The sequence below is a fragment of the Enterobacter sp. genome (genome assembly GCF_977039595.1).
Genome location: NZ_CDRQYH010000022.1, coordinates 27,946 through 51,404, shown reverse-complemented (window position 1 = coordinate 51,404; position 23,459 = coordinate 27,946). Strand labels below are relative to the sequence as shown.

General features: G+C 56.3%; 23 protein-coding genes and 1 pseudogene. 12 read left to right on the top strand and 12 right to left on the bottom strand.

Going from position 1 to position 23,459, the window contains the following annotated elements:
- Positions 1–148: 148 nt before the first annotated feature.
- The 5 genes from ACWYRJ_RS09340 to ACWYRJ_RS09320 all read right to left on the bottom strand — a co-directional run bounded on the left by ACWYRJ_RS09340 (position 149) and on the right by ACWYRJ_RS09320 (position 6,638).
- Positions 149–1,219 carry an ABC transporter ATP-binding protein gene (locus ACWYRJ_RS09340; RefSeq protein WP_023326018.1) on the bottom strand — a complete coding sequence of 357 codons (1,071 nt, stop codon included), beginning with the start codon at positions 1,217–1,219 and terminating at the stop codon, positions 149–151.
- Positions 1,212–2,981 (bottom strand): ABC transporter permease, encoded by a 1,770-nt coding sequence (locus ACWYRJ_RS09335; RefSeq protein ID WP_023309073.1) that lies wholly within the window; start codon positions 2,979–2,981, stop codon positions 1,212–1,214. Before ACWYRJ_RS09335 ends, ACWYRJ_RS09340 begins: the two co-directional genes overlap by 8 nt.
- Positions 2,982–3,061: 80 nt before the next feature.
- Positions 3,062–4,150, bottom strand: coding sequence for an ABC transporter substrate-binding protein (locus tag ACWYRJ_RS09330; protein WP_048224731.1), 1,089 nt, complete (start codon positions 4,148–4,150; stop codon positions 3,062–3,064).
- A 168-nt stretch (positions 4,151–4,318) separates the two neighbouring features.
- Entirely contained in the window at positions 4,319–5,014 is a 696-nt protein-coding gene (locus ACWYRJ_RS09325; protein WP_063616470.1) for a response regulator, read from the bottom strand.
- Positions 4,998–6,638, bottom strand: coding sequence for an ATP-binding protein (locus tag ACWYRJ_RS09320; RefSeq protein ID WP_455507772.1), 1,641 nt, complete (start codon positions 6,636–6,638; stop codon positions 4,998–5,000). Before ACWYRJ_RS09320 ends, ACWYRJ_RS09325 begins: the two co-directional genes overlap by 17 nt.
- A gap of 176 nt (positions 6,639–6,814) precedes the next feature.
- Between ACWYRJ_RS09320 and yjdI the strand changes: the two genes are divergently transcribed.
- Positions 6,815–7,045, top strand: a complete 231-nt coding sequence (gene yjdI / locus ACWYRJ_RS09315) for a 4Fe-4S mono-cluster protein YjdI (protein ID WP_008499689.1) — start codon at positions 6,815–6,817, stop codon at positions 7,043–7,045.
- Between the two features lie 10 nt (positions 7,046–7,055).
- Positions 7,056–7,328, top strand: a complete 273-nt coding sequence (locus ACWYRJ_RS09310) for a GNAT family N-acetyltransferase (RefSeq protein WP_008499687.1) — start codon at positions 7,056–7,058, stop codon at positions 7,326–7,328.
- Positions 7,329–7,356: 28 nt separating this feature from the next.
- On the opposite strand, the gene ACWYRJ_RS09305 is transcribed toward ACWYRJ_RS09310, so the two are convergent.
- On the bottom strand, positions 7,357–7,968 hold the full coding sequence (locus ACWYRJ_RS09305; protein WP_455507771.1) for a LysE family translocator: 612 nt from the start codon (positions 7,966–7,968) through the stop codon (positions 7,357–7,359).
- A gap of 115 nt (positions 7,969–8,083) precedes the next feature.
- On the opposite strand from ACWYRJ_RS09305, the gene ACWYRJ_RS09300 reads away from it, so the two are divergent.
- Positions 8,084–8,554, top strand: coding sequence for an Lrp/AsnC family transcriptional regulator (locus ACWYRJ_RS09300; protein WP_455507770.1), 471 nt, complete (start codon positions 8,084–8,086; stop codon positions 8,552–8,554).
- Positions 8,555–8,590: 36 nt separating this feature from the next.
- Here the strand turns inward: ACWYRJ_RS09300 and ACWYRJ_RS09295 are convergent, their stop codons facing one another.
- Both ACWYRJ_RS09295 and ACWYRJ_RS09290 read right to left on the bottom strand, forming a co-directional pair.
- Entirely contained in the window at positions 8,591–9,820 is a 1,230-nt protein-coding gene (locus ACWYRJ_RS09295) for an amino acid permease (RefSeq protein WP_111966099.1), read from the bottom strand.
- Positions 9,821–9,939: 119 nt separating this feature from the next.
- Positions 9,940–10,401: a multidrug/biocide efflux PACE transporter gene (locus ACWYRJ_RS09290; protein ID WP_115876214.1), complete on the bottom strand. Its 462-nt coding sequence runs from the start codon at positions 10,399–10,401 to the stop codon at positions 9,940–9,942.
- Between the two features lie 105 nt (positions 10,402–10,506).
- Here ACWYRJ_RS09290 and ACWYRJ_RS09285 point away from each other — a divergent pair, with 105 nt between their 5' ends.
- From ACWYRJ_RS09285 to ACWYRJ_RS09260, 6 genes and pseudogenes are all read left to right on the top strand, one after another.
- Entirely contained in the window at positions 10,507–11,373 is an 867-nt protein-coding gene (locus ACWYRJ_RS09285) for a LysR family transcriptional regulator (protein WP_111966097.1), read from the top strand.
- A gap of 93 nt (positions 11,374–11,466) precedes the next feature.
- Entirely contained in the window at positions 11,467–12,645 is a 1,179-nt protein-coding gene (locus ACWYRJ_RS09280) for an acetyl-CoA C-acetyltransferase (protein WP_111966096.1), read from the top strand.
- A gap of 233 nt (positions 12,646–12,878) precedes the next feature.
- Positions 12,879–13,710 (top strand): annotated as a pseudogene (gene kduI, locus ACWYRJ_RS09275) (5-dehydro-4-deoxy-D-glucuronate isomerase).
- 63 nt (positions 13,711–13,773) lie between these two features.
- Complete coding sequence (gene kduD / locus ACWYRJ_RS09270) at positions 13,774–14,535, top strand: 2-dehydro-3-deoxy-D-gluconate 5-dehydrogenase KduD (RefSeq protein ID WP_111966094.1); 762 nt, start codon at positions 13,774–13,776, stop codon at positions 14,533–14,535.
- Between the two features lie 311 nt (positions 14,536–14,846).
- A complete protein-coding gene (gene araE / locus ACWYRJ_RS09265; RefSeq protein ID WP_032660200.1) occupies positions 14,847–16,262 on the top strand; it encodes an arabinose-proton symporter AraE in 1,416 nt (471 codons plus the stop codon).
- Positions 16,263–16,394: 132 nt separating this feature from the next.
- Positions 16,395–17,087, top strand: a complete 693-nt coding sequence (locus tag ACWYRJ_RS09260; RefSeq protein WP_455507777.1) for an aspartate/glutamate racemase — start codon at positions 16,395–16,397, stop codon at positions 17,085–17,087.
- A gap of 14 nt (positions 17,088–17,101) precedes the next feature.
- Here the strand turns inward: ACWYRJ_RS09260 and ACWYRJ_RS09255 are convergent, their stop codons facing one another.
- A complete protein-coding gene (locus ACWYRJ_RS09255; RefSeq protein ID WP_111966092.1) occupies positions 17,102–17,494 on the bottom strand; it encodes a winged helix-turn-helix transcriptional regulator in 393 nt (130 codons plus the stop codon).
- Between the two features lie 190 nt (positions 17,495–17,684).
- Here ACWYRJ_RS09255 and ACWYRJ_RS09250 point away from each other — a divergent pair, with 190 nt between their 5' ends.
- A complete protein-coding gene (locus ACWYRJ_RS09250) occupies positions 17,685–18,233 on the top strand; it encodes a flavodoxin family protein (RefSeq protein WP_045909897.1) in 549 nt (182 codons plus the stop codon).
- Between the two features lie 19 nt (positions 18,234–18,252).
- Here ACWYRJ_RS09250 and ACWYRJ_RS09245 read toward each other — a convergent pair whose 3' ends face one another.
- Entirely contained in the window at positions 18,253–19,185 is a 933-nt protein-coding gene (locus ACWYRJ_RS09245; protein ID WP_111966091.1) for a LysR family transcriptional regulator, read from the bottom strand.
- Between the two features lie 121 nt (positions 19,186–19,306).
- Here ACWYRJ_RS09245 and lysA point away from each other — a divergent pair, with 121 nt between their 5' ends.
- Entirely contained in the window at positions 19,307–20,569 is a 1,263-nt protein-coding gene (gene lysA / locus ACWYRJ_RS09240) for a diaminopimelate decarboxylase (protein WP_455507769.1), read from the top strand.
- Here lysA and ACWYRJ_RS09235 read toward each other — a convergent pair.
- On the bottom strand, positions 20,539–21,576 hold the full coding sequence (locus ACWYRJ_RS09235; RefSeq protein WP_111966089.1) for a LacI family DNA-binding transcriptional regulator: 1,038 nt from the start codon (positions 21,574–21,576) through the stop codon (positions 20,539–20,541). The genes lysA and ACWYRJ_RS09235 overlap by 31 nt on opposite strands.
- A 220-nt stretch (positions 21,577–21,796) precedes the next feature.
- Between ACWYRJ_RS09235 and ACWYRJ_RS09230 the strand changes: the two genes are divergently transcribed.
- Complete coding sequence (locus ACWYRJ_RS09230) at positions 21,797–22,282, top strand: GNAT family N-acetyltransferase (protein WP_455507768.1); 486 nt, start codon at positions 21,797–21,799, stop codon at positions 22,280–22,282.
- Here the strand turns inward: ACWYRJ_RS09230 and galR are convergent.
- A complete protein-coding gene (galR, locus tag ACWYRJ_RS09225; RefSeq protein WP_455507767.1) occupies positions 22,243–23,259 on the bottom strand; it encodes an HTH-type transcriptional regulator GalR in 1,017 nt (338 codons plus the stop codon). The genes ACWYRJ_RS09230 and galR overlap by 40 nt on opposite strands.
- Positions 23,260–23,459 lie beyond the last annotated feature (200 nt).

The window sequence follows — 23,459 nt, the reverse complement described above, 5'->3', positions numbered from 1 at the left end:
ACGGAAAAAAGTGTCAGGTGGCTATTTTAGTCCGAATGCCTTAACAATAATGGCTAGCGCCATCTATCCTGGCATCTGCGCATTTCTTTGTTTTGTAGACCCGGTAAGCGAATCGCTACCGGGCCATGGCAGATTAATTATTGACTCATCACCCTTTCGGGAACACCCAAACATGCTTCTCCGGCAGCGAAAGATGGCAGTGCTGCGGATCCCGAACCTCATGCCCATACGCACGAATGACAAAATCATCCCCCACCGTGCGGAACAGGTATTCCCAGCGGTCGCCGAGATACATGCTGGTAAGCAGCGGCAGCTCAAGCTGATTTTCCCCTGGCCCCTCGACTACCGCCACGCGCTCGACGCGGATCACCGCCGTGGCTTCATCACCGCTCTGCACCCCTTCACCGGCCTGACCCCACAGCACCCAGCCTTTTCCTTCGATACGCGCTCTGCCGTCGCGCACTTCGGTGACTTTGCCGTGCAGGCGGTTGTTGCTGCCCATAAACTCGGCGGTAAACAGCGTTTTCGGCGAGCCGTACATCTCCTGCGGCGTGCCCTGTTGCTCAATTTTGCCGTTGTTGAGCAGCAGGATGCGGTCGGATATGGACATCGCTTCGTTCTGGTCGTGCGTCACCATCAGCGCGGATAGCCCGAGCTTGATAATCAGCTCGCGCAGGAACACGCGGGCCTCTTCGCGCAGCTTGGCGTCGAGGTTGGAAAGCGGTTCGTCCAGCAAAATCACCGGCGGGTTGTACACCAGCGCACGGCCGATCGCCACGCGCTGCTGCTGCCCACCGGAGAGCTGGTGCGGGTGCCGTTTGCCAAGATGGCCCAGACCAAGCTGGTCCAGCACGTCCTGCACGCGCTGCTGGATCTCTTTGGCCGGGACTTTGCGCAGCTTGAGCGGATAGGCCACGTTCTCAAACACGGTTTTGTGCGGCCACAGGGCATAGGACTGGAATACCAGCCCCAGGTTACGCTCTTCCGCCGGGACCTCGCTGCGCGGCGTGCCGTCGTAAACTTTATTGTTGCCAATCACAATCGACCCCTGGGTCGGTTTTTCCAGACCCGCGACGGCGCGGAGCAGGGTGGTTTTGCCGCTGCCGGAGGGGCCTAACAGGGAGACCACTTCGCCGCGCTTCAGGTTCATGGAGACACCTTTTAAAACAGGATTGTCGCCGTAGGTTAAGTGCAGATCGTCAACCGCTAATTCAATCATGTATTTTTACTCCGAAACGAAGGGCAATGCCCAGACCTACCACGACCAGCAGGATGTTAATGAAAGAGAGCGCCGCCACGATATCAATGGCACCCGCGGCCCAGAGGGAAACCAGCATCGAGCCAATGGTCTCCGTGCCGGGTGAAAGCAGGTACACACCCGTTGAGTATTCGCGCTCAAAGATCAGGAACATCAGCAGCCACGAACCGATAAGACCGTAGCGGGAGAGCGGGATGGTGACGTGGCGGGTGATCTGCCCGCGCGTCGCCCCGGTACTGCGCGCCGCCTCTTCAAGCTCCGGCCCTACCTGCAGCAGCGTGGAAGAGATAAGCCTCAGCCCGTAAGCCATCCACACCACGGTATAGGCCAGCCAGACGCTGAAAATGGTGCTGCGCAGCGAACGCAGCCAGACGATGACGTTTTCACGCATCCAGTCGGTCCAGGCAAACCCGGAAAGCCAGCCGGATTTCAGCGAGTTATCCAGCCACATCGGCAGGAACAGGAACACCCACAGGAACGCCAGACCCGCCAGCAGGCCAGGCACGGCGCGCGGCACCAGCACGCTGTAGTCCAGGAAACGCGTGGTGTTGTCCGGCTTACGGTGCATGGCAATGCCGACAAACAGGTAGCACACCACGGCCAGCGCGCCGCCAATGACGCCAATCGCCATGGAGTTAACGATGGCGCGCAGCAGGTTGGGCTGCGCCCAGATGGTGCGGAAGGTGTTCAGAGAAAGCTCGTCCCACAGCGAAACGCCCACGCCCCAGTTGGAGATAAACGCGCGCAATACCACGCCGAGCAGCGGAACGCCGATGGTGACGGTGAGCCAGAAGGCAATCACTCCGCCAGCCACCCAGCGCCATTTACCCAGCGGCAGCGCGCGGGCCTGCGAAGCCTTACCCTTCATGGTGACGAAGCGGTTGGCGGTGCGCATCAGGCGACGCTGGAGCATCACCAGCGGGATGGTGATGCAGATCAGCACCACGGCAACCGCCGCCATCAGGTTATAGGATGGGGTGCCCATCTTGTTCGTCAGCTTATAGAGATAGGTCGCCAGAACCATGTTGCCTTCCGGGTCGCCGAGGACCAGCATCAGGCCAAACACTTCCAGCCCCAGGAAGAACAGCAGCACGGTGGCGTACAGAATGGACGGGCGCACCATCGGCAGGCTGACGGAGGTCATCACCTGCCAGGGCGACGCGCCCGCGGTGCGCGCGGCTTCTTCCACGTCGGAGCCCACGCTGCGCAGCGCTGACGAGATATACAGATAGGCGTGCGGGACGTGCGTCAGGCCGGCGATGACCACAATGCTCGACATGTCGTAGATGTTCCACGGCACAAAGCCAATCAGCGCCTGAGCCCACTGGGAGAGAAAGCCCACCGGACCGGCGGCCACCACGTAGCCGAAGCCCAGCACCATCGGTGAAACGAAGATCGGGACCAGGATCAGCGGCTCAATCAACCGGCGACCGGGCAGGTCGGTACGCACCATCAGAAACGCCAGCACGCCGCCCAGCGGAATGGAGATAAAGACCAGCCCGAAAGCAAGAATAAAGCCGCTTTTCAGGGCCTTATAAAAATCAGGGTCGGTGAAAATAAATTCAAATGATTCAAAGCTCCACTCTTTTGACGGCGAAAAGAACGGGGCGGACAGGAAGCTCTGTATCACGATAAACGACAGCGGGGTGTAGATAACCAGGGCGGTTATCAGCACGACGATGCCTCGCGGCAGGCTTTGCCACTTTCTGCGTAATGTATTCATGGGGTATCCCTGGTGTTGCGGCCCAGAAAAACGAACTCAGTCGATAAGGGAGCGCGGCGGTCAGCGCCGCGCTCAGACGCTTATTTACCGGCGGCGGTACGCCACTCTTTGATGTACTCCAGGCGTTTTTTCGGCTGCAGGTATTCCAGCAGCGTTTCATCAACCGGAATTGGCTTCAGCGCGTTGCCGAGGATTTTGGTCAGGCCGTCGATATCATTTTTCCCTTCGATATCGTTACGAATGGAGGGGATGTCCGCCTGATTGGCCAGAATGTTTTGCCCTTGTTCAGACAGCACGTAGTCCAGCCACAGCTTCGCGGCATTGCTGTTTTGCGATTGCTGGCTGATGAACGATACGCGCGACAGCACCAGGGTGTAATCTTTTGGATAGGAAATGCCGAGCGAAGGATCGTTCTTCGCGCGCGCTTCCGCGTAGGAACCGAGGATGTTGAAGCCGATCAGGTTTTCACCGGAGGAGACGCGCTCCATCATGGTGCCGGTAGACGACTGCACCGACAGGCCTCCTTTGGCGACGTCGGCCAGGGTCTTGAAGTAGTTAGGATCGGCGTTGTGATCCTGCACCGAAAGCATAAAGCCCAGACCCGATTTTTCGATGTCGTAGGTGGTGACTTTGTTCTTGAATTTGTCCGTCTGGCTGGCAATCAGCTTCGCCAGTGCGGCGTGAGAGTCCGGCACGTCGCCGGCCGGGATCAGACGCTTGTTGTAGATAAAGACCACCGGCTCATAGGTAGTGCCGTATGCCTTATCCTTCCAGACCGCCCATTTCGGCAGCTGGCTTTGCTCCGGCGATTTATACTCCATGGCGTAGTCGGTGGCGAGCTTCAGGCCGGTGTCCATCGAGGAGCTCCAGACCACGTCGCCGCTCACGCCGCCGGAGGCCTGTTCGCTGATGAAACGGTTGTACAGCTCGGTGCTGTTCATGTCGTTGTATTCGACTTTAATGCCTGGATAGGTTTTTTCGAAGCCCTGGATCAGCGGTCCGGCAGCTTTGATGTCGGTGGTGGAGTAAATAACAACCTTGCCCTCTTTCGTGGCGGCATCAACCACTTTTTGATACTCAGCAGGATAACCCTGCGGCAGGGCAGACAGTGCAGAAGCAGAGAACAGTACGGTAGCGGTAAGCAGAGAAATTCGGAACGTGTTCGACATTATAGTTAACCTTTTAGTTACATTTGAGGAACTAATTGTCAACATAGCGTAAAGCGCGCCTCCGACAATAGGGAGGCGAGGGCAATGATTCCGAAGTGTGATTGTCGCCGTCGTTTCAGCAATTAACACCATAAAATCCGCGAACGTTAGTTTACGAACGGTTCTGGATTACGGTTTATCGGGGGCTTTGCGGTATAACCGGCGAGGATGACCAATATTGCCATACAGCATTTCGATGCTGATTAACCCACTCTCCACGCAGTATTCGAGGTAGCGACGCCCCGTGGTTTTGCTGATCCCCACGTTTTCCACCACCTCTTCAACCGACATCGCGCTGTCGGGATGCTCGGCGAATAGGCGTTTTATCCGCTCCAGCGTCTGGGGTTCAATGCCCTTTGTGGACGGCGTAACGGAGGCTTCCGCGGCGGGCAGATGAAACAGGCGATCCAGCGCATGCTGGTCGACCACCTTCACCTGTTGTACGGTGTGGATGAAGCGCATAAACCGCTCCAGCGAGGCGTGCAGGCGCTGGAAAAAGACGGGCTTGATGAGGTAGTCAAACGCGCCGCTGCGCATGGCGTGGCTGCAGGTCTGCATATCGCTGGCCGCGGTGATGAAGATTACCGAACACTCATAGCTTTTCAGTAGCGGATTATCAATTAACTCCACGCCTTTACCGTCCGGGAGATAGTTGTCCAGCAGGATAAGCCGCGGCTGATGCTGACGAATCAGGCGGCATGCCTGCTCAATCGACGCGGCGATGCCCACCACGCGCAAATGAAAATTCTGCTCGATATACTCGCGATGCAGCTCCGCCAGGTGCGGCTCATCTTCAACGATCACAACGTCAATTGCTCGGGTCATGCTTTTGCCCATTCGGAATAAACACAGAAAAAATAGTCCCTTGTGGCGTGTTGTCGGCAATCTCAATAGTGCCGCCAGCCTTGTCGATATATCCTGCCACCAGATACAGGCCAATACCGTGCTCGGTGCCCACAATGTCGTTTTCGCTGTCCGGCTTGCTGCTGAATCCATGGCGGAAAATGTGCGGCTTCAACGCATCGTCCACCCCGCAGCCCCGGTCAGCCACCTCGATCAGAAGCTCCTGGTTGCGGTCTGAAATGTAAAGCTCTACCGGCGCGGGGACCGGTGCCTTAAGGGTCGCGTCCACCGCGTTGTCCAGCAGATTTCCAATAACCGACATCAGCTCCGTTTCGTTGAGCGTGGCGGGCATGCGGGTGAGCTGGCAGGCGGGATCAAACAGCAGCTCGATGCCTTTTTCGCGCGCGCTAACGTATTTGCCTAACAGCAGCCCACACAGCGCGGGAGAGGAAAAACGGGCGGAGACAAAGTCCAGCACCCGCTGCGCGCCTTCGGACTGCACCTGAATGTAACGAATCGCCTCGTCATAGTGTTTCATCTGCAGCAAGCCCACCAGCGTGGCGGTCCAGTTCAGCTGCTCGTGGCGCATAATGCGCAGGTTATCCGCATAGCGCTTGATCTGACTGAGCTGGCTGCTGAGGGTGTTGATGTCATTTTTGTCGCGAAAGCTATAGACCCAGCCGCTTTCAACGCCCGGTTCGACCTCAATGGCTACCCGGTTGACGATCAACTCGCGCTGGTTCAGCACCGCAATCTGGTCGTGGCTGCCAGCGCTCACCGAGGCGTAGCGCTGGGATAAAAAGCCCGGCGACGTCTGAAGAACGTCTGCCAGCGGTTTACCGATAAGTTCTTTCTCACTTTGCCGAATATCCAGCATTTCTCGTGCGGCGCGGTTAATTAAAATCAGCTGCTTCTCTTCATTGACGGCAAATACCCCTTCGTACATGGCTTCTAGTAGCGCGCGCTGCTGCAAAACCAGCTGAGCGATATCTTTTGGCTCCAGTCGGAACATCTGTTTTTTGAGATTGCGGGTAAACAGCCAGGAGAACATAAACAGCAGCAGCAGAAGAGCCGCACCGTACAGCCCGGACTGCCAGAGAATACGGGCGTTAATGTTGGCAATATAGGAGGTCAGATAGCCGACCGAGACAATACCAATCACCTGATGCTGCGCGTTGAAGATGGGCGCTTTGCTGCGTAGCGACACGCCAATCCCGCCCTGACGCACGGAAATAATGGTTTTGCCCTTTAACACCTCGGCATTATCCCCGCCGATCATCGGTAAATTAATACGCTCCGGGGATTCCGAATGATAAAGGTGCTGTTCCTCGGTATCGCCAATCACAATGTAGCTGGCATCGCTTTCGGCGCGCAGCGGCTGAATTAACCGGGCGATGCCGGGGATATCCCGGGCCGCAACCATTGCCGCCAGACCCGGCATCAGCGCGATCTGGCTGGCCTGAACCCGGGCGCGCTGGCCGAGATCGTGATGGAGCTGCCGGTCAATAAAATGAAACAGGATCGTTCCCAGCAGAACTAACAGCAGGCAGGAGAAGCACACCAGCGCTAAAAACAGCTTTACCTGAAAAGAGAGTCTGCGTTTCATTCAACCTGCGCAAGTTATGCAAAAGTGACATTTTCCGAGCCTGACATGCGCCACTAGCGGACGCAATCTAACAAGAAAAGAGTTGTGACCTGGCTTTTCGTTTTCAACGATATAGCCAGCAGGATCCCGTCAGGCTATTCTTCATTCAGCACGATAATAATTACAGAGGCAATGTCATGGATAAAGAGCTACTGGATGCGGGTTACCGGGCCTATACCGGCGAGAAAATTGACGTTTACTTCAATACCGGGATCTGCAAACACTCCGGTAACTGCGTGCGTGGCAGCGCAAAGCTGTTTAATCTCAAACGTAAACCGTGGATCATTCCCGATGAAGTGGACGTTGAAACGGTTGTCCGCGTGATTGATACCTGCCCGAGCGGTGCGCTGAAGTATCGCCAAAAATAAGCGAGGAACCATGGATATTCTGGAAGGCCATAACAAGTTTTACGTGAATGATGCGAACGGCAATCAGGTCGCGGAGATTGTCTTCGTACCGACCGGCGAGCACCTGAGCATTATCGAGCACACCGACGTGGATGAGAGCCTGAAAGGGCAGGGCGTCGGTAAACAGCTGGTAGCGAAAGTGGTGGAGAAGATGCGCGGTGAGAACCGTAAAATTATCCCGCTGTGCCCGTTCGCGAAACATGAGTTTGATAAAACGCGGGAATATGACGATATTCGGGCGTAAATAACACCGGCGATGGCCGGTGTTTTTTTCATCTCGCCTGCTCAAATAGCAATATCAACGCGATCAGCACCATTATCCCTCCCGATGCCATGCTTACCAGACGCGCCGCCTGTGGCCGGGTCGCCAGCACCGCTTTCGAACCATACCCCACCAGCAGATAGACCAGCGTACAGGTGATAAGGTGCATCATCCCAAGCGCGGACATCTGCATCGCTATCGACCAGCTTCCGGTCGGGTCCGTAAACTGCGGAAGCAGCGCCAGGAACAGTAAAAACACTTTTGGGTTTAGGCCGCTAGTGCAGAGCCCTTTCACCGCCCACTGCCTCCAGTTTCCCGCATGGTGGGTGGCCTTTTCCGGTGCGGCAGGGTGACGCAACAGTCCGATGCCAAGCCACAGGAGATACGCGGCTCCCGCGACGGTCAGCCCGGTTAACGCCAGCGGATGTTGAGCAATCACTACGCCCACGCCAGCCACCACAACCAGCGTGGCTAACAGATGCCCGGACATTAACCCCATCACTGCCGGTACCACGCGTCGCCCGTTAATCCCGGCGCTAATGGCGTAGGCCCAGTCGGCACCCGGCGTCATGATAAGCAGAAAAGAAACCACCCAAAAGCCGGCCACAATACTCATTTCCATCTTCCTGAAGACTCCCGCAGTGCGTCAAACGTTGAGAAAAAGAATATCGCTAACTCTGCGAAATAGGCTTTCAATGTTATGCTCGCAACACGGTGAAATTGAGAAAATCTTCCACATGGATAGCATCGATCGAAAAATTCTTGCTGAGCTACAGTCTGATGGCCGCTTATCCCTGACCGAGCTGGCGGAAAGAGTGAATCTGAGCCTATCGCCGTGTCATCGGCGCGTGCGGGCGCTGGAGCAAAGCGGGGCGATAACGGGATACCGTGCCAGCCTCGACCCCGCCAAAATGGGGTTTAACTTCCTGGCAATAGTGTTTGCGACGCTAAAGGAGGGGGACCGAAAGGCGGTTAGCGCGTTTGAAGCGGCGGTGGAGGAGATCCCGCAGATCGTGCTGGCCCAGCGCCTGTTTGGCGATCCCGATTATCTGATGCACGTCGTGACCCGCGACCTGTCCGCTTTCCAGAAACTCTACGACGAGAAGCTCTCCGCCATGCCCGGCGTGCAGCACCTTCGATCTACGCTTGTCATGAAAACGGTGGTGCAGGACAGGCCTTTTCCGCTGGGATCAGCTGGGCGAGACTGAGAGACATGCCCGGCAGAACGCCGGGCATGCAGGGCGTTAGCCGACAAACATCACCGACACGCACAGCACCCCGACGATCAGCGTCAGCAGGTTGCCAATGGAGCGGTACTGTTTCAGGGAGGGGATCAGATACGTCGACAGCGTCGGCATGATAAACAGGATCATGGCGATAAGCGGGCCGCTGATGGCGTAAATCATCGAAATGGCGTTCGGGTTAATGCAGCAGACGGCAAAGGTGATTAACGACACCCCCATAATGGAAATCGCGCGGTTAAAGGCGCGGCTCTTTTTCACCCCCACCTGACTGAGCGACGACTTCACGATCTCCGTCGCCCCTTCAATCACCCCAAAATAGGTGCCGAGGAACGATTTCGACATCGCAATTATCGCCACGACAATCCCGGAAATGCCCAGCCACGCCGGTGAAGAAGGCATCATCGACAGCGCGGACAGGATAGTCACCCCTTGCTCTTTGGCGGCCACAATGTACGACGGCGGAATTGAGAGCAGGCAGCTGAAGACAAAGAACAGCACGCTCAGGCAAATGATCAGGTACGCCACCTTCATGATCTTTTTACATTTATCCATGGCGCCATCGGCAAACTTCTCGCGACGGTCAACGGCAAACGTGGAGATAATCGGGGTATGGCTGAACGCAAACACCATCACCGGGATCGAAATCCAGACCTGGTGCAGCGTGTGGCGATCGACGGCCATCTGGCTGGTCAACAGCGAGGGCTGCCAGCTGCCTATCAGATAGAGCGAGACAAACAGGAAATAGGCAATCAGCGGAAACACCAGAAAGCCCATCACTTTTATCGTGATATGCCGTCCCATCAGGAAGATCAGATTCAGGACCAGCACCACGCCCAGGCTGACCAGCACGCGAACGGCGGTATCAACCGTCAGGTGTTTCGCCAGCTGCTCCGTGAGCGAGTTGGTGATGGCCACTGCATAAATCTGCACCACCACAAAGAAGGCGATGAAATAGAGCGTGGTAATCAGGTTGCCAATCTTCCTGCCGTAATAGTGCGAGACGGCGCCGGTGATCCCCTCGTTGCCTTTCGTTTTCGACGACAGAATAAATTGCGCCAGCGCTCTGTGCGGCCAGTAGGTTAAGGGGTAGGCCACGAGGGCGGTAATAAACAGGACAATTGCGCCTGCGGAGCCCAGCTGAATGGGCAGGAACAGCGTTCCTGCGCCCACGGCCGTGCCGTAGAGAGCGAAACTCCAGAGAGTCTCATCTTTTGACCAAATTTTCGACATTAGAGCAACGTTTCAACTATCAAACCATCGGAATGGAGTGCAATTTACCATAGTTATGCACCGAGAGCGCAGTTGCTTCGAAGGTGAATGGCCGGAGCGGGCGTCCGGCCAGAAGGTGTTTAGCCTGCCAGGGCGCGCCGTTGCTGGCGACGCTTAAGAAATTTCTCGCGAAGGCAATCGTACGCCCAGTTATAGAACATGGTGTACGGCAGGAAGAACAGGAAGAAACCTATTTCCAGTGTGAATGCCTGCAGCAGGGTAACGCCCAGCACGGCGGCGACAATCGACACGCCAATCACAATAAACCCGCATTCAAACCCAAGCGCATGCAGCGCACGCACTTTTGCCGTACGTTTGACCCGCTGAACGGGCCAGAAGCGGTCGAAGCCGAAGTTATAAATAATGTTCCACAGCATGGCGGTGGTCGCCAGAACAATGGTCAACCCGCCCATTTCCACCACGGAACGCTGCATAAGCCACGCCGCGGTAGGGGCGAGGATCGCCGTCGCAATCCCTTCAAAACAGACAGCATGAAAGATCCGCTCCGGCAGTTTACGTTGGAGTGCATCCTGATGTTGCATAGCGATAGACCTCGTTAAATCGCCGGTATGGGCGTTGATGTGGCCTATTTTCATCGCTAAAGCTGATATATTAAAGATAGTATCCATCGCTAAAGTAGATAGGTTATGCGCTATTCACCCGAAGCTCTTAACGCGTTTGTCGAGACCGTTGCGGCAGGCTCTTTCTCTGCGGCCGCACGCCGGCTGCGCAAAAGCCAGTCGACGATCAGCACGTCCATTGCCAATCTTGAAGCCGATCTGGGCTTCGAGCTGTTTGACCGCTCTGCGCGCCAGCCGGTATTGACGGCCCAGGGGGAACAGGTGCTGGGCTATGTGCAGGCTATTCTCGCCGCCAGTACGCGGCTGGATGAGCTGGCGGTGTCGCTATCGGCGCAAACGGAGGCGCGTCTGACGTTTGTCCTTTCCGATACCCTTAACCCGGACGTGCTGGAAGAGATGATGAAACAGTTTGACGCGCGCTTTCCCCATACGGAATTCGAATGTCTGATTGGCGAGGAGGAGGACGTGATCGATCTGCTGCAAAAGGAGCGCGCGCAGGTTGGCCTCACCGAAGCGCGAGACGGTTACCCTACGGATATCGGCGCCATCCGGCTGCCGATGCAGACCCGCATGGCGATCTATGTCGCGACCACGCATCCGCTCGCCGGACAACATGACGTTCAGCGTGACGAGCTGCACGGCTGGAGGGAGCTGCGGCTGAGCACCTATCTTGAGCGCGAGGCGGAGATCGCGCGCGGGCCCGTCTGGTCAGCCCCGAATTACCTGTTACTCTTGAGTATGGCGGTACAGGGATTTGGCTGGTGCGTGTTGCCGTGCGCGCTGGTGGATGAATTTGCCGCCGCGAAATCCCTGGTACAGCTCAATGTTCCCGGCTGGCCGCGGGCGATCGGCATCGATCTACTGTGGAATAAACGATCTCCTCCCGGCATTGCCGGAAGCTGGCTGCGGCAGTATCTGCAGGATGCGCGCTGATCCTTGTGATTAATCTCACTATTTTTAAACAATTAAGATAATTGCCAGTAACAATCCTCTACTATCGTCATGTCATTTAACACAGAGGTCGTGATGAAAGATGTCGTTATAGTGGGTGCGTTGCGTACAGCTATCGGCTGTTTTCAGGGATCGCTCGCGCGTCACTCCGCGGTTGACCTGGGCAGCGTGGTGGTGAAAGCGCTGGTGGAACGTAGCGGGATCGCAGCACATGAAGTTGATGAGGTGATCCTGGGACAGGTTCTCACGGCCGGTGCCGGGCAAAACCCTGCGCGTCAGGCGGCGCTGAAGGGCGGGCTGCCCAATACCGTCTCCGCCATCACCATCAACGACGTCTGTGGTTCAGGATTGAAAGCGCTGCATCTCGCGACGCAGGCCATTCAGTGTGGTGAGGCGGACGTGATCATTGCGGGCGGACAAGAGAATATGAGCCGCGCGCCGCACGTGTTGACCGACAGCCGGACCGGCGCACAGCTGGGCAACAGTCAGCTGCTCGACAGCCTGGTGCATGACGGGCTGTGGGACGCATTCAACGATTATCACATGGGCGTGACGGCTGAAAACCTGGCGCGCGAGTATGGCATCAGCCGTGAGGTGCAGGATGCCTATGCGCTAAGCTCGCAGCAAAAAGCGCGTGCGGCGATCGATTCCGGTCGTTTTCGCGACGAAATTGTCCCGGTCAGCACGCAGCGTCAGAGCGGCGAGCATGTCGTCGTAGATACCGATGAACAGCCGCGCACTGACGCCAGTGCTGAAGGCCTGGCCAGGCTGAACCCCGCGTTTGAAATGCAGGGCTCAGTGACTGCGGGAAATGCCTCTTCCATTAACGACGGCGCTGCCGCCGTTATGATGATGAGCGAAAGCAAAGCTCTTGAGCTCGATCTCCCCGTCCTGGCCCGCATTAAGGCGTTCGCGAGCGTGGGGGTTGATCCTGCGTTAATGGGGATCGCACCGGTCTACGCGACCCGCCGCTGCCTGGAGCGTGCGGGGTGGCAGCTTTCGGATGTGGATCTGATTGAAGTGAACGAAGCCTATGCCGCTCAGGCGATCTCCGTCGGAAAAATGCTTGAGTGGGATCCGCTGCGAGTCAATGTTAACGGTGGGGCGATCGCGCTGGGTCATCCTATCGGGGCGTCCGGCTGCCGGATCCTTGTTTCTCTGGTCCACGAAATGAAAAAGCGCAATGCCCGCAAAGGAATTGCCACGCTTTGTATAGGCGGCGGGCAAGGGGTGGCGCTGGCCATCGAACGCTAAACTCTTCTTATTAAAAAACCTCCTCCGGGAGGTTTTTTTTCGCGCCCTTTTTCTCCTGGCGGCTTAATTGTGATCCGAACACCATTTCCGTTATAAACAAAAATAAAAATGAAACGTTGTTTTAAATTTCATTGAAAAGCCCGCTTTATGCCGATAGTATGTGCTCATTATGAAAAACGGAACGCTGTTTCGTTTATTTCCGCCTTCGGGCATGACCACATCTGGAGGTTACCGTGGACGTCAGAGAAAGCATCCACAGTGCGCACGCCAAAACGCTGGATACTCAGGGGCTGCGCAATGCGTTTTTAGTCGAGCAGGTATTCGAGGCCGACAGGTACACTATGGTTTACAGCCATATCGACCGCATTATTGTGGGCGGAATTATGCCCGTCACGAAAACCGTCTCCGTTGGCGGCGAGGTCGGTAAACAGCTGGGCGTAAATTATTTCCTCGAACGTCGCGAGCTGGGTGTGATTAACATCGGCGGGCCGGGCACCATCACCGTAGACGGACAGTGCTATGAGATTGGCCATCGCGAGGCGCTGTACGTGGGTAAAGGGGCGAAAGACGTGGTCTTTGCCAGCATCGACGGCAGCAGGCCTGCGAAGTTTTACTACAACTGTGCGCCGGCTCACGCCACCTGTCCAACCAAAAAAGTGACCCCGGCAGACGTCGCGCCCGTGACGCTGGGCGACAACCTCACCAGCAACCGCCGCACCATCAATAAGTACTTCGTGCCGGACGTGCTGGAGACGTGCCAGCTGAGTATGGGATTGACCGAGCTTGCGCCAGGCAACCTGTGGAACACCATGCCATACCCACGAGCGCCGCATGGAAGTCTACTTCTACTTCAATATGGATGAGGACGCCTGCGTGTTCCACATGATGGGGCAGCCGCAGGAAACGCGCCATATCGTGATGCACAACGAGCAGGCGGTGATTTCACCGAGCTGGTCTATTCACTCCGGCGTTGGGACAAAAGCCTACACCTTTATCTGGGGAATGGTGGGCGAAAACCAGGTCTTTGATGATATGGACCATGTTGCGGTCAGCGATCTGCGGTAGTCGCAGGCAGTGAAGCATAAACCTGCCTGTGAGTGACAGGCTCTGAAAGAGTAAGGAATAAACATGATTCTGGATGCATTCTCCCTGCAGGGGAAAGTGGCGGTGGTTTCCGGATGTGATACCGGGCTGGGTCAGGGGATGGCGTTAGGCCTGGCGGAAGCGGGCTGCGATATCGTCGGGATTAATATCGTTGAGCCTACAGAAACCATCGAGCGCGTGACGGCTCTGGGACGCCGTTTCCTGAGCCTGACCGCCGACCTGCGTAAAATCGATACCATTCCTGAACTGCTGGATCGCGCGGTAGCGGAATTTGGTCATATCGACATTCTGGTCAACAACGCCGGGCTGATTCGCCGTGAAGATGCGATCAACTTCAGCGAACGCGACTGGGACGACGTGATGGACCTTAACATCAAGAGCGTATTTTTCATGTCCCAGGCGGCGGCGAAGCATTTTATTGCGCAGGGGAACGGCGGCAAGATCGTGAATATTGCCTCTATGCTCTCGTTCCAGGGGGGAATCCGCGTGCCGTCTTACACCGCGTCCAAAAGCGCCGTGATGGGCGTGACCCGCCTGCTGGCAAACGAGTGGGCGAAACATAATATCAATGTGAATGCCATTGCGCCGGGTTACATGGCGACCAACAACACGCAGCAGCTGCGCGCAGACGAGCAGCGCAGCGCGGAAATACTTGACCGTATTCCGGCGGGGCGCTGGGGTCTGCCGGGCGATCTGATGGGGCCGGTAGTGTTTCTGGCCTCGTCGGCATCGGACTATATCAACGGCTACACCGTGGCGGTTGATGGCGGCTGGCTGGCGCGATAACCCGCATCGGGTCTGGACCTCTGCTTTCGGGCGGAGGTTTTTTTGCTCAAAAATTGTCAAAGTCCATATGGGTAAACACGAAAAATCCATACTAAAAAATCATGAACGACATCCGTCACACTTTTAATTCTGAAAAATTAATGCATTAGTAAAATAACGTGATTATTAAGCGTTAGTTGAAATTGTAATGTCCATCACAGATCGCTATGTCGCAGCGAAATAATCCATATCTTCACCTTTTCCCACCTGACACTTTTCCTCGCTTTCTCGTAATTTCATTTAACGAATTTTGCTGTTGAGGCAGGAAAAATATGACATCGATAAATGACTCTACCCTAATGCCCGCTGCGCTGCGTGATACTCGCCGCATGAACCAGTTTGTCTCCATTGCCGCCGCCGTGGCGGGCCTGTTATTTGGACTGGATATCGGCGTTATTGCCGGCGCATTACCGTTTATTACCGATCACTTTACCCTCAGCAGTCGCCTGCAGGAGTGGGTGGTGAGCAGCATGATGCTCGGTGCGGCCATCGGCGCGCTGTTCAACGGCTGGTTGTCGTTTCGTCTGGGGCGCAAATACAGCCTGATGGTCGGGGCAATTCTGTTCGTTGCCGGCTCCATTGGCTCGGCGTTTGCCGCTAACGTTGAAATCCTGCTGCTTTCCCGCGTGCTGCTGGGCGTGGCGGTGGGGATTGCGTCCTACACCGCGCCGCTTTATCTCTCCGAAATGGCGAGCGAAAACGTGCGCGGCAAGATGATCAGCATGTATCAGCTGATGGTCACGCTGGGTATTGTGCTGGCGTTTCTGTCTGACACCTACTTCAGCTACAGCGGCAACTGGCGCGCGATGCTCGGCGTGCTGGCCTTACCGGCGCTGGTGCTGATCGTCCTGGTGATTTTCCTGCCAAATAGCCCGCGCTGGCTGGCGCAAAAAGGGCGCCACGTGGAGGCGGAAGAGGTGCTGCGCATGCTGCGCGATACCTCAGAAAAAGCTCGCGAAGAGCTGAACGAGATCCGCGAAAGCCTGAAGCTGAAGCAGGGAGGCTGGGCGCTGTTTAAAATCAACCGCAACGTGCGCCGGGCGGTCTTCCTCGGCATGCTGCTGCAGGCGATGCAGCAGTTCACCGGCATGAACATCATCATGTACTACGCGCCGCGGATTTTCAAAATGGCCGGGTTTACCACCACGGAACAGCAGATGATCGCGACCCTAGTGGTCGGGCTGACCTTCATGTTCGCCACCTTTATTGCCGTGTTCACCGTGGACAAGGCGGGCCGTAAACCTGCGCTGAAAATTGGCTTCAGCGTGATGGCGCTCGGCACGCTGATCCTGGGCTACTGCCTGATGCAGTTTGATAACGGTACGGCCTCAAGCGGGCTTTCCTGGCTTTCTGTCGGGATGACCATGATGTGTATCGCAGGCTACGCGATGAGCGCCGCGCCGGTGGTCTGGATCCTGTGCTCCGAAATTCAGCCGCTCAAATGCCGTGACTTTGGCATCACCTGTTCCACGACCACCAACTGGGTATCAAACATGATCATCGGCGCGACGTTCCTGACGCTGCTGGACGCGATTGGCGCAGCGGGAACGTTCTGGCTCTATACCGTGCTGAACGTGGCGTTTATTGGCGTCACGTTCTGGCTGATCCCGGAAACCAAAGGCGTGACGCTGGAACACATCGAGCGCAAGCTGATGGCCGGAGAGAAACTGCGAAACATCGGCGTGTGATCGTATTGCCCGTTTACCTGGCCCAACGTATGCAGGGGATAACCAATGTTTGTTTAAAAGGCGCTGAATGCAGCGCCTTTTTTTATTGGCACCGGATGTGTTAAAAGAAGAAATCAACGAAAAGGAGGGATGATGAAAACGATCGGCCTGTTAGGTGGAATGAGCTGGGAATCGACAATCCCTTATTATCGCCTGATTAACGAAGGGGTGAAGCAGCGTCTGGGTGGTCTGCATTCCGCAAGCCTGCTCCTGCACAGCGTTGACTTTCATGAAATCGAAGCCTGCCAGTCGAGCGGCGAGTGGGATAAAGCCGGGGAGATCCTGGCCCAGGCGGCGCTTGGGCTGGAGCGTGCTGGCGCCGAGGGTATAGTGCTTTGTACCAATACCATGCACAAAGTGGCATCGCATATTGAGGATCGCTGCTCGCTGCCGTTTTTGCATATTGCGGACGCGACCGGGCGTGTGATTGCGGCATCCGGGATGCGCCGCGTAGCGCTTTTGGGTACACGCTACACCATGGAGCAGGATTTTTATCGCGGACGTTTGCACAGTGAATTTGGGATCGAGAGCCTGATCCCGGATGAAGACGATCGGGCGCGCATCAATCAGATTATCTTTGACGAGCTCTGCCTCGGTACCTTCAGCGAATCTTCCCGCGCGTATTACGTCAGCGTTATCGATAAACTCGCGCAGCAGGGGGCCGAAGGGGTGATCTTCGGCTGCACGGAGATCGGTTTGCTGGTACCGGTTGAGCGAAGCCCTCTTCCGGTATTTGATACCACCGCTATCCATGCTGCGGATGCCGTGGCGTTTATGTTGTCCTGAGCACCCGTTCTGGTTTACGTGTTGGCGGCGTCATAGGCGGATTGCGCCGCCACAATGGCATCAATATTATTTTCCACCCAGTGCGCAAGCACCGTCACCGTTTCAGTTAATGTCTGGCCAAGCGGTGTAAGGCTGTACTCGACTGTTACAGGTACCGTGGCGAATATCTTTCGCGACACCAGCCCATCACGTTCCAGCTTGCGTAAAGACTGGGTCAGCACCTTTTTGGTGATTCGCTGAATATCACGTTGAAGATGACTAAAGCGCATCGGTCCCTTCTCCAGACGCGCAAGGATTAACAGTGCCCACTTATCGGCGATACGCGTCAGCACGCCGCGGGTCGGGCAGCGCTCATCGAACACGTTGTAAGGAGGCATCTCCTTTTTCAGAACTGCTGTATGGGTCATGGTGGTTCCCTCGAGGTAACCAGGTGAGGTAAAGGTGCCTTCTTACGCCCGTGAATGTTTGCGTGTATAAAACGACGTAAGGTTTCTATTTGATACCAGGGAACCGAAAATGGCAACGGGCTCGCAGAGCAATTTTAAAGTCGTCTTAATCGTTTGACTCACAAGGCAATATTGCATAAGGAGATCTATCATGAGCGTTGTAGTTATCTATTATTCTGGCTACGGCCATACCAAACGCGTTGCTGAAACTGTCGCCGAGGGCGCGCAGGCTGAGCTTATCGCCATTGACAGTAATGGCGATATTCAGGAAAGCGACTGGCAAAAACTCAACGATGCCAAAGCGATTATTTTTGGCGCGCCAACCTACATGGGAAGCGTACCGTGGCAGTTTAAGAAATTCGCTGACGCGACCTCTAAAGCCTGGTTCGTGCGTAGCTGGCAGGACAAAGTGTTCGCGGGCTTCAGCAACAGCGCCAGCCTGAACGGTGATAAGCAAGTATCGTTGCAATATCTGCAAACGCTAGCCTCTCAGCACGGTGGGATCTGGGTGAGCCTGGGGCTGCCGCCGTCAAATACTCTCGCGGCAACCCGTCAGGACATTAATAATCTGGGCGGTTCAGTAGGTTTGCTGGTGCAGTCTCCATCAGATGCTGATGCTGGCGCCATTGCCAGTGGCGATCTGCAAACCGCGGTTAAATTCGGCGAGCGTGTTGCGGCCATTGCGAAACGTTTTAACTGAGTTTTCAGACGCCCGCAGTTCAGCGGGGCGTCTGATTCAACATCTTATTTAGCTGGCCCGCCAACATACTTAGCCCTCCCTGCAGATGTTCGCTAAACGCCTCCACGAGCGCCGATGCGGGACGATGCAATGGGCGGATTAGGCTAACGGTAAAAGGAACTGAGACGCTAAACCGACGCACAACAATTCCACTTTCCGCATAATCCAGCGCCGTAAGCGGATTCACCACCGCGACGCCGATGCCCGCTCGCACCATCGCGCAAATTGAAGCCGCGCTGTGCGTTTCCACCACCATTCGCCGTTTGACCTGATGCTCGGCAAACAGGGTATCCAGCAGCTGTCTGTAACTGTCGGTCTGCGACAGGCTAATGTAGTTTTCCCCGTGGAAGTCCTCTGGCGTGAGCACCGCCTTACCGGCAAGCCGATGCCCGGCGGGCAGAACGCACACTTCATCTAACGAAAGTAACTCCGTGCGCGCCGTGCCTGCTGGCGTTGAGAGGTTTTCGGTTAGGCCTAAATCATGGCGCTGAGCCGAAAGCCACTCTTCAAGCAGGGGAGATTCCTGAGGCACGATGGTGAGGCTGACCTCCGGGTATCGCGCCAGAAAGGGCTGCAGCAGCATCGGTAAAAAAGATTGCGAGAAGACGGGCAGGCAGACGATCGATAGCTCGCCCTGGCGAAACTCGCGCAGGCTTTCGGCTGCACTCACTATTCTGTCCAGCCCGTACCAGGAGCGCTGAACTTCCTCGAACAGGCGTAGTCCCTGCACCGTAGGGTGAAGCCTGCCCCGGGTGCGTTCGAACAGCTTCAGCCCCAGCACTTTCTCGAAGCGGGCCAGCTCGCGGCTCACCGTCGGCTGCGAGGTATGCAGCATCTGTGCGGCTTCGGTGAGATTGCCGGTGGTCATCACGGCGTGAAAAATCTCGATGTGGCGTAAATTGACGGCGGGCATAGGGCACCTGAAAGCAGAGAACTGTCCATATCATTTTTGCATAGACTCGCGATAAAACGATATTTTTTATTCTCTTTGCGCTGTGGCGTAATCATCAAAACGCATTTATCCGGAGAAGACCATGCCACGCCCGCTGAACCAGACTGATACCGATTTGAACGCCGACAACCTGCTGCGCCTGCCTGCCGAATTTGGCTGTCCGGTGTGGGTCTACGACGCGCAGATTGTCCGCGAGAAGATCGCCGCCCTGCATCAGTTTGACGTGGTGCGTTTTGCCCAGAAGGCCTGCTCCAATATCCATATTCTGCGCCTGATGCGTGAGCAGGGCGTGAAGGTCGACTCCGTCTCGCTTGGCGAAATCGAACGCGCGCTGGCGGCCGGATACGATCCGAGAGCTGACGGCGACGCGATCGTCTTTACCGCCGATGTGATCGACGACGCGACGCTGGCGCGCGTCCACGAGCTGCAGATCCCGGTGAATGCCGGTTCTGTGGATATGCTGGAGCAGCTCGGTCAGGTTTCTCCCGGCCATCGCGTCTGGCTGCGGGTGAATCCGGGCTTTGGTCACGGCCACAGCCAAAAAACCAATACCGGCGGCGAAAACAGCAAGCACGGGATCTGGTATGCCGACATGCCTGCCGCGCTGGAGGTATTACAGCGCTACAACCTGAAGCTGGTGGGCATTCATATGCACATTGGCTCTGGGGTGGATTACGGCCACCTGGAACAGGTGTGCGGCGCGATGGTGCGCCAGGTTGTCGACTTCGGTCAGGATCTGGAGGCGATCTCTGCGGGCGGCGGTCTCTCTATTCCTTATCGCGAAGGTGAAGAGGCGATCGATACCGATCACTATTACGGTCTGTGGAGCGCCGCGCGTGACCAAATCGCCGCGCATCTGGGCCATGCGGTGAAGCTGGAAATTGAGCCGGGTCGTTTCCTGGTGGCGGAAGCCGGCGTGCTGGTTTCGCAGGTACGCAGCGTGAAAGAGATGGGCTCTCGCCACTTCGTCTTGATTGACGCAGGCTTTAACGATTTGATGCGTCCGTCCATGTACGGCAGCTATCACCACATTACCGCCCTGGCTGCTGACGGCCGTGATTTAACGCAGGGGCCGCGCGTTGAGACGGTCGTTGCGGGGCCGCTGTGCGAATCGGGCGACGTGTTCACCCAGCAGGAGGGCGGCAAAGTGGAGACCCGAGCGCTGCCAGAGGTCAAACCGGGCGATTATCTTGTGCTGCACGACACCGGTGCCTACGGGGCGTCTATGTCATCTAACTACAACAGCCGCCCGCTGCTGCCGGAAGTGCTATTTGATAACGGTAAAGCGCGGCTGATCCGCCGTCGCCAGACCATTCAGGAACTGCTGGCTTTAGAACTCATCTGATTAAAGTACGGCCCCGTTGTGACCGAATCGCGTAAGACCAGCGTGCCGGTAAACGGCGGGATGGCATCGACCGGCTGGTTTTTTGCCAGCCGGATCGCCTGATCGATGGCCGTGACAATCATATTGTCGATGGGCAGATAAACCGATGAGAGCGCAGGCTCCAGCCATTTCGCGCTTGGGGCATCGTCAAAGCCGAACAGTGAAATATCCTGCGGGATTTTAAGCCCCGCCTGGTGCAACGCTTTGGACGCACCCAGCGCCATATCGTCGTTACAGGCAAACAGGGCGCTAAACGGTACTCCGTCGGCAATCAATTCCTTGCAAAGCTCGTATCCCCGCGTCATTCCTGCATCGCCGTACTTTATCCGACGCTCGTCCAGACGAATACCATGCTTTTCCAGCGCCTTGCGATAGCCCATCAGCCGCGCTTTACCCGTGGGAGTGTGGATCGGGACGGTGATACAGGCGATCTCCCGATGACCCTGGCCAATCAGGTAATCCACGGCCTTGAATGCGGCATCCTGCTGTTCGAAGAACACGCAGCGATCCGGCGCCTGGCTCACTTCACGGTTAATGACCACCAGCGGCGTTTTCACGGTGTTCATTAGTTTGACGATCGCTTTTTCGCTCATGTAGCGCGTGTAAAGCACGATGGCATCGCACTGGCGATCGGCCAGCATCTGCACCGCCTGTTCTTCCTGTTCCGGCGCGTCGTGACCGTCGGTGACGATCAGCTGTTTTCCGTGAGTTTCAGTTTGCCGCGACGCCTGCTGGAGAAGGCGACCAAAGTAAAAGCCGTCAAAGGTCGAGACGACCAGACCAATGCTGTTGCTGGTCTGGTTAGCCAGCGAGCGCGCGAGAAAGTTCGGGCGATAGCCCAGCTCTTCCATCGCAGCAAAGACCTGCTGACGCGTACTCTCTTTGACCTGACCTGTGCCGTTCAGCACGCGCGAGACGGTAGCCTTCGACACGCCCGCACGCAGTGATACATCCAGCATTGTTGCCATTCTACATTCCTGCTTCCACGTAACGATCTGCAGTTTACCACAGAGCTTATGCCGTATAAGCGATGCGGGAAGCGCAAAAACTCTGCCACGATCACGCTTTTTGGTAACGATTCGTCCGGCCAGCCTGAAGTCAAACTCAATAGCCTGACTCTGGTAAGATAATCACCGAACCGGGCTGGAGCATCAGGCCAGTAAATACATGAGAAAATGCAGGTGAAACATGAATAAGGCTGTCATCCTCCCGCTTTACAAGGCGCCACACTTCGCAGAGCAGGTTACCGACTTGATCTGGCAGGCCTTTGGCGAAGGGCTTCCTCGGGAATTTTTCCACAGCATCGTTGAGCACAGCCAGACCCCGGGGGCACTACCGTTAACGTTTATTGCCCTTGAAGGCGAACAGCTTCTTGGCACGGTAGGGCTCTGGCGCTGCGATTTGATCACCCGACAGGATCTCTGTCCGTGGCTGGCGGCGCTGTACGTTGACGACGCGGCGCGAGGTAAGGGGCTGGCGGGACAACTTCAGCAGCATGTTATCGCTTACGCAGCGCAGTCCGGGTATGAGGAGCTCCATCTCTGGTCTGCCTGCCGCGACTTCTACGAACGTTACGGCTGGCAGTACATCGGTGATGGTCTGGAATACCCGAACACTCGGGTTCACCTCTACCGTTATTCGCTCTGCGCTTCCGCAGGCGATGCAACGGAGTGACGACGAACCAGCGTCGGGCTAAACAGATGCGTAATTTCCGGCGGCTGGTGCTGTTCAGCCAGCGCGAGTGCCAGCTCCGCGGCCTGCGTTGCCATGGTGATGATAGGGTAGCGCACGGTGGTCAGCCGCGGGCGAACGTAGCGGGAGACCAGCACGTCGTCGAAGCCAATCAGCGAAATTTCTGCCGGTACCTCAATTCCGTTGTCATTCAACACCCCCATCGCACCTGCGGTCATTGAGTCGTTATAGCTGGCAACCGCCGTGAAATTCCGTCCGCGACCCAGCAGCTCGGTCATGGCCTGTTCACCGCCGCTCTCATCCGGTTCACCGTAGGCCACCAGGCGGTCATTACACGGCAGCCCGTTTTCACGCAGGGCATCGTAGTAGCCCTGCAGGCGGTCCTCTGCATCAGAAATCGGATGATTTGAACAGAGATAGCCAATCCGGGTATGGCCCTGCTGAATAAGGTGCCGCGTTGCAAGCCAGGCACCGTAGCGGTCATCGAGGGCCACGCAGCGTTTTTCAAATCCGGGAATAATGCGGTTGATGATCACCATTCCGGGCATCTGCTTCATCAGGTGAATCAACTCGGCGTCCGGGATCATTTTGGCGTGAACCACCAGCGCCGCGCAGCGGTGGCGGATCAGCTGTTCAATGGCCTGGCGTTCTTTTTGTTCATTATGATAGCCATTGCCGATCAGCAAAAAATTACCTGTCTGATAAGAAACCTGTTCAACCGCTTTAACCATGGCGCCGAAAAAGGGATCGGAAACATCACCCACCACCAGCCCAATGGTTTCGGTGGACTGCTGGGCGAGCGCGCGGGCATTGGCATTGGGATGATAGTTCAGGGATTCCATGGCGTTTTGTACCGCCTGGCGCGATGCGTCACTGGCTTTTGGGGAGTCGTTAATCACGCGGGAGACGGTTGCCACAGACACGCCTGCCAGACGGGCCACATCCTTTATTGTCGCCATTCATTACCTTCTTATTGGGGGTAAGCGTTTACACACCAAATAGTGTTGCGGAAAAGCGGCGCGCATTCAAGGGGAGCGGATTTCCGCTCTCCACAAACGTGACGCAGGACAACCCTGGTGGTGTAATCGTTACACGCGCAGTCATGTCTGAAGAATGTCAATCTGAACCTTTGGTTACACTTTGCCTCAGGCTGTTGCGA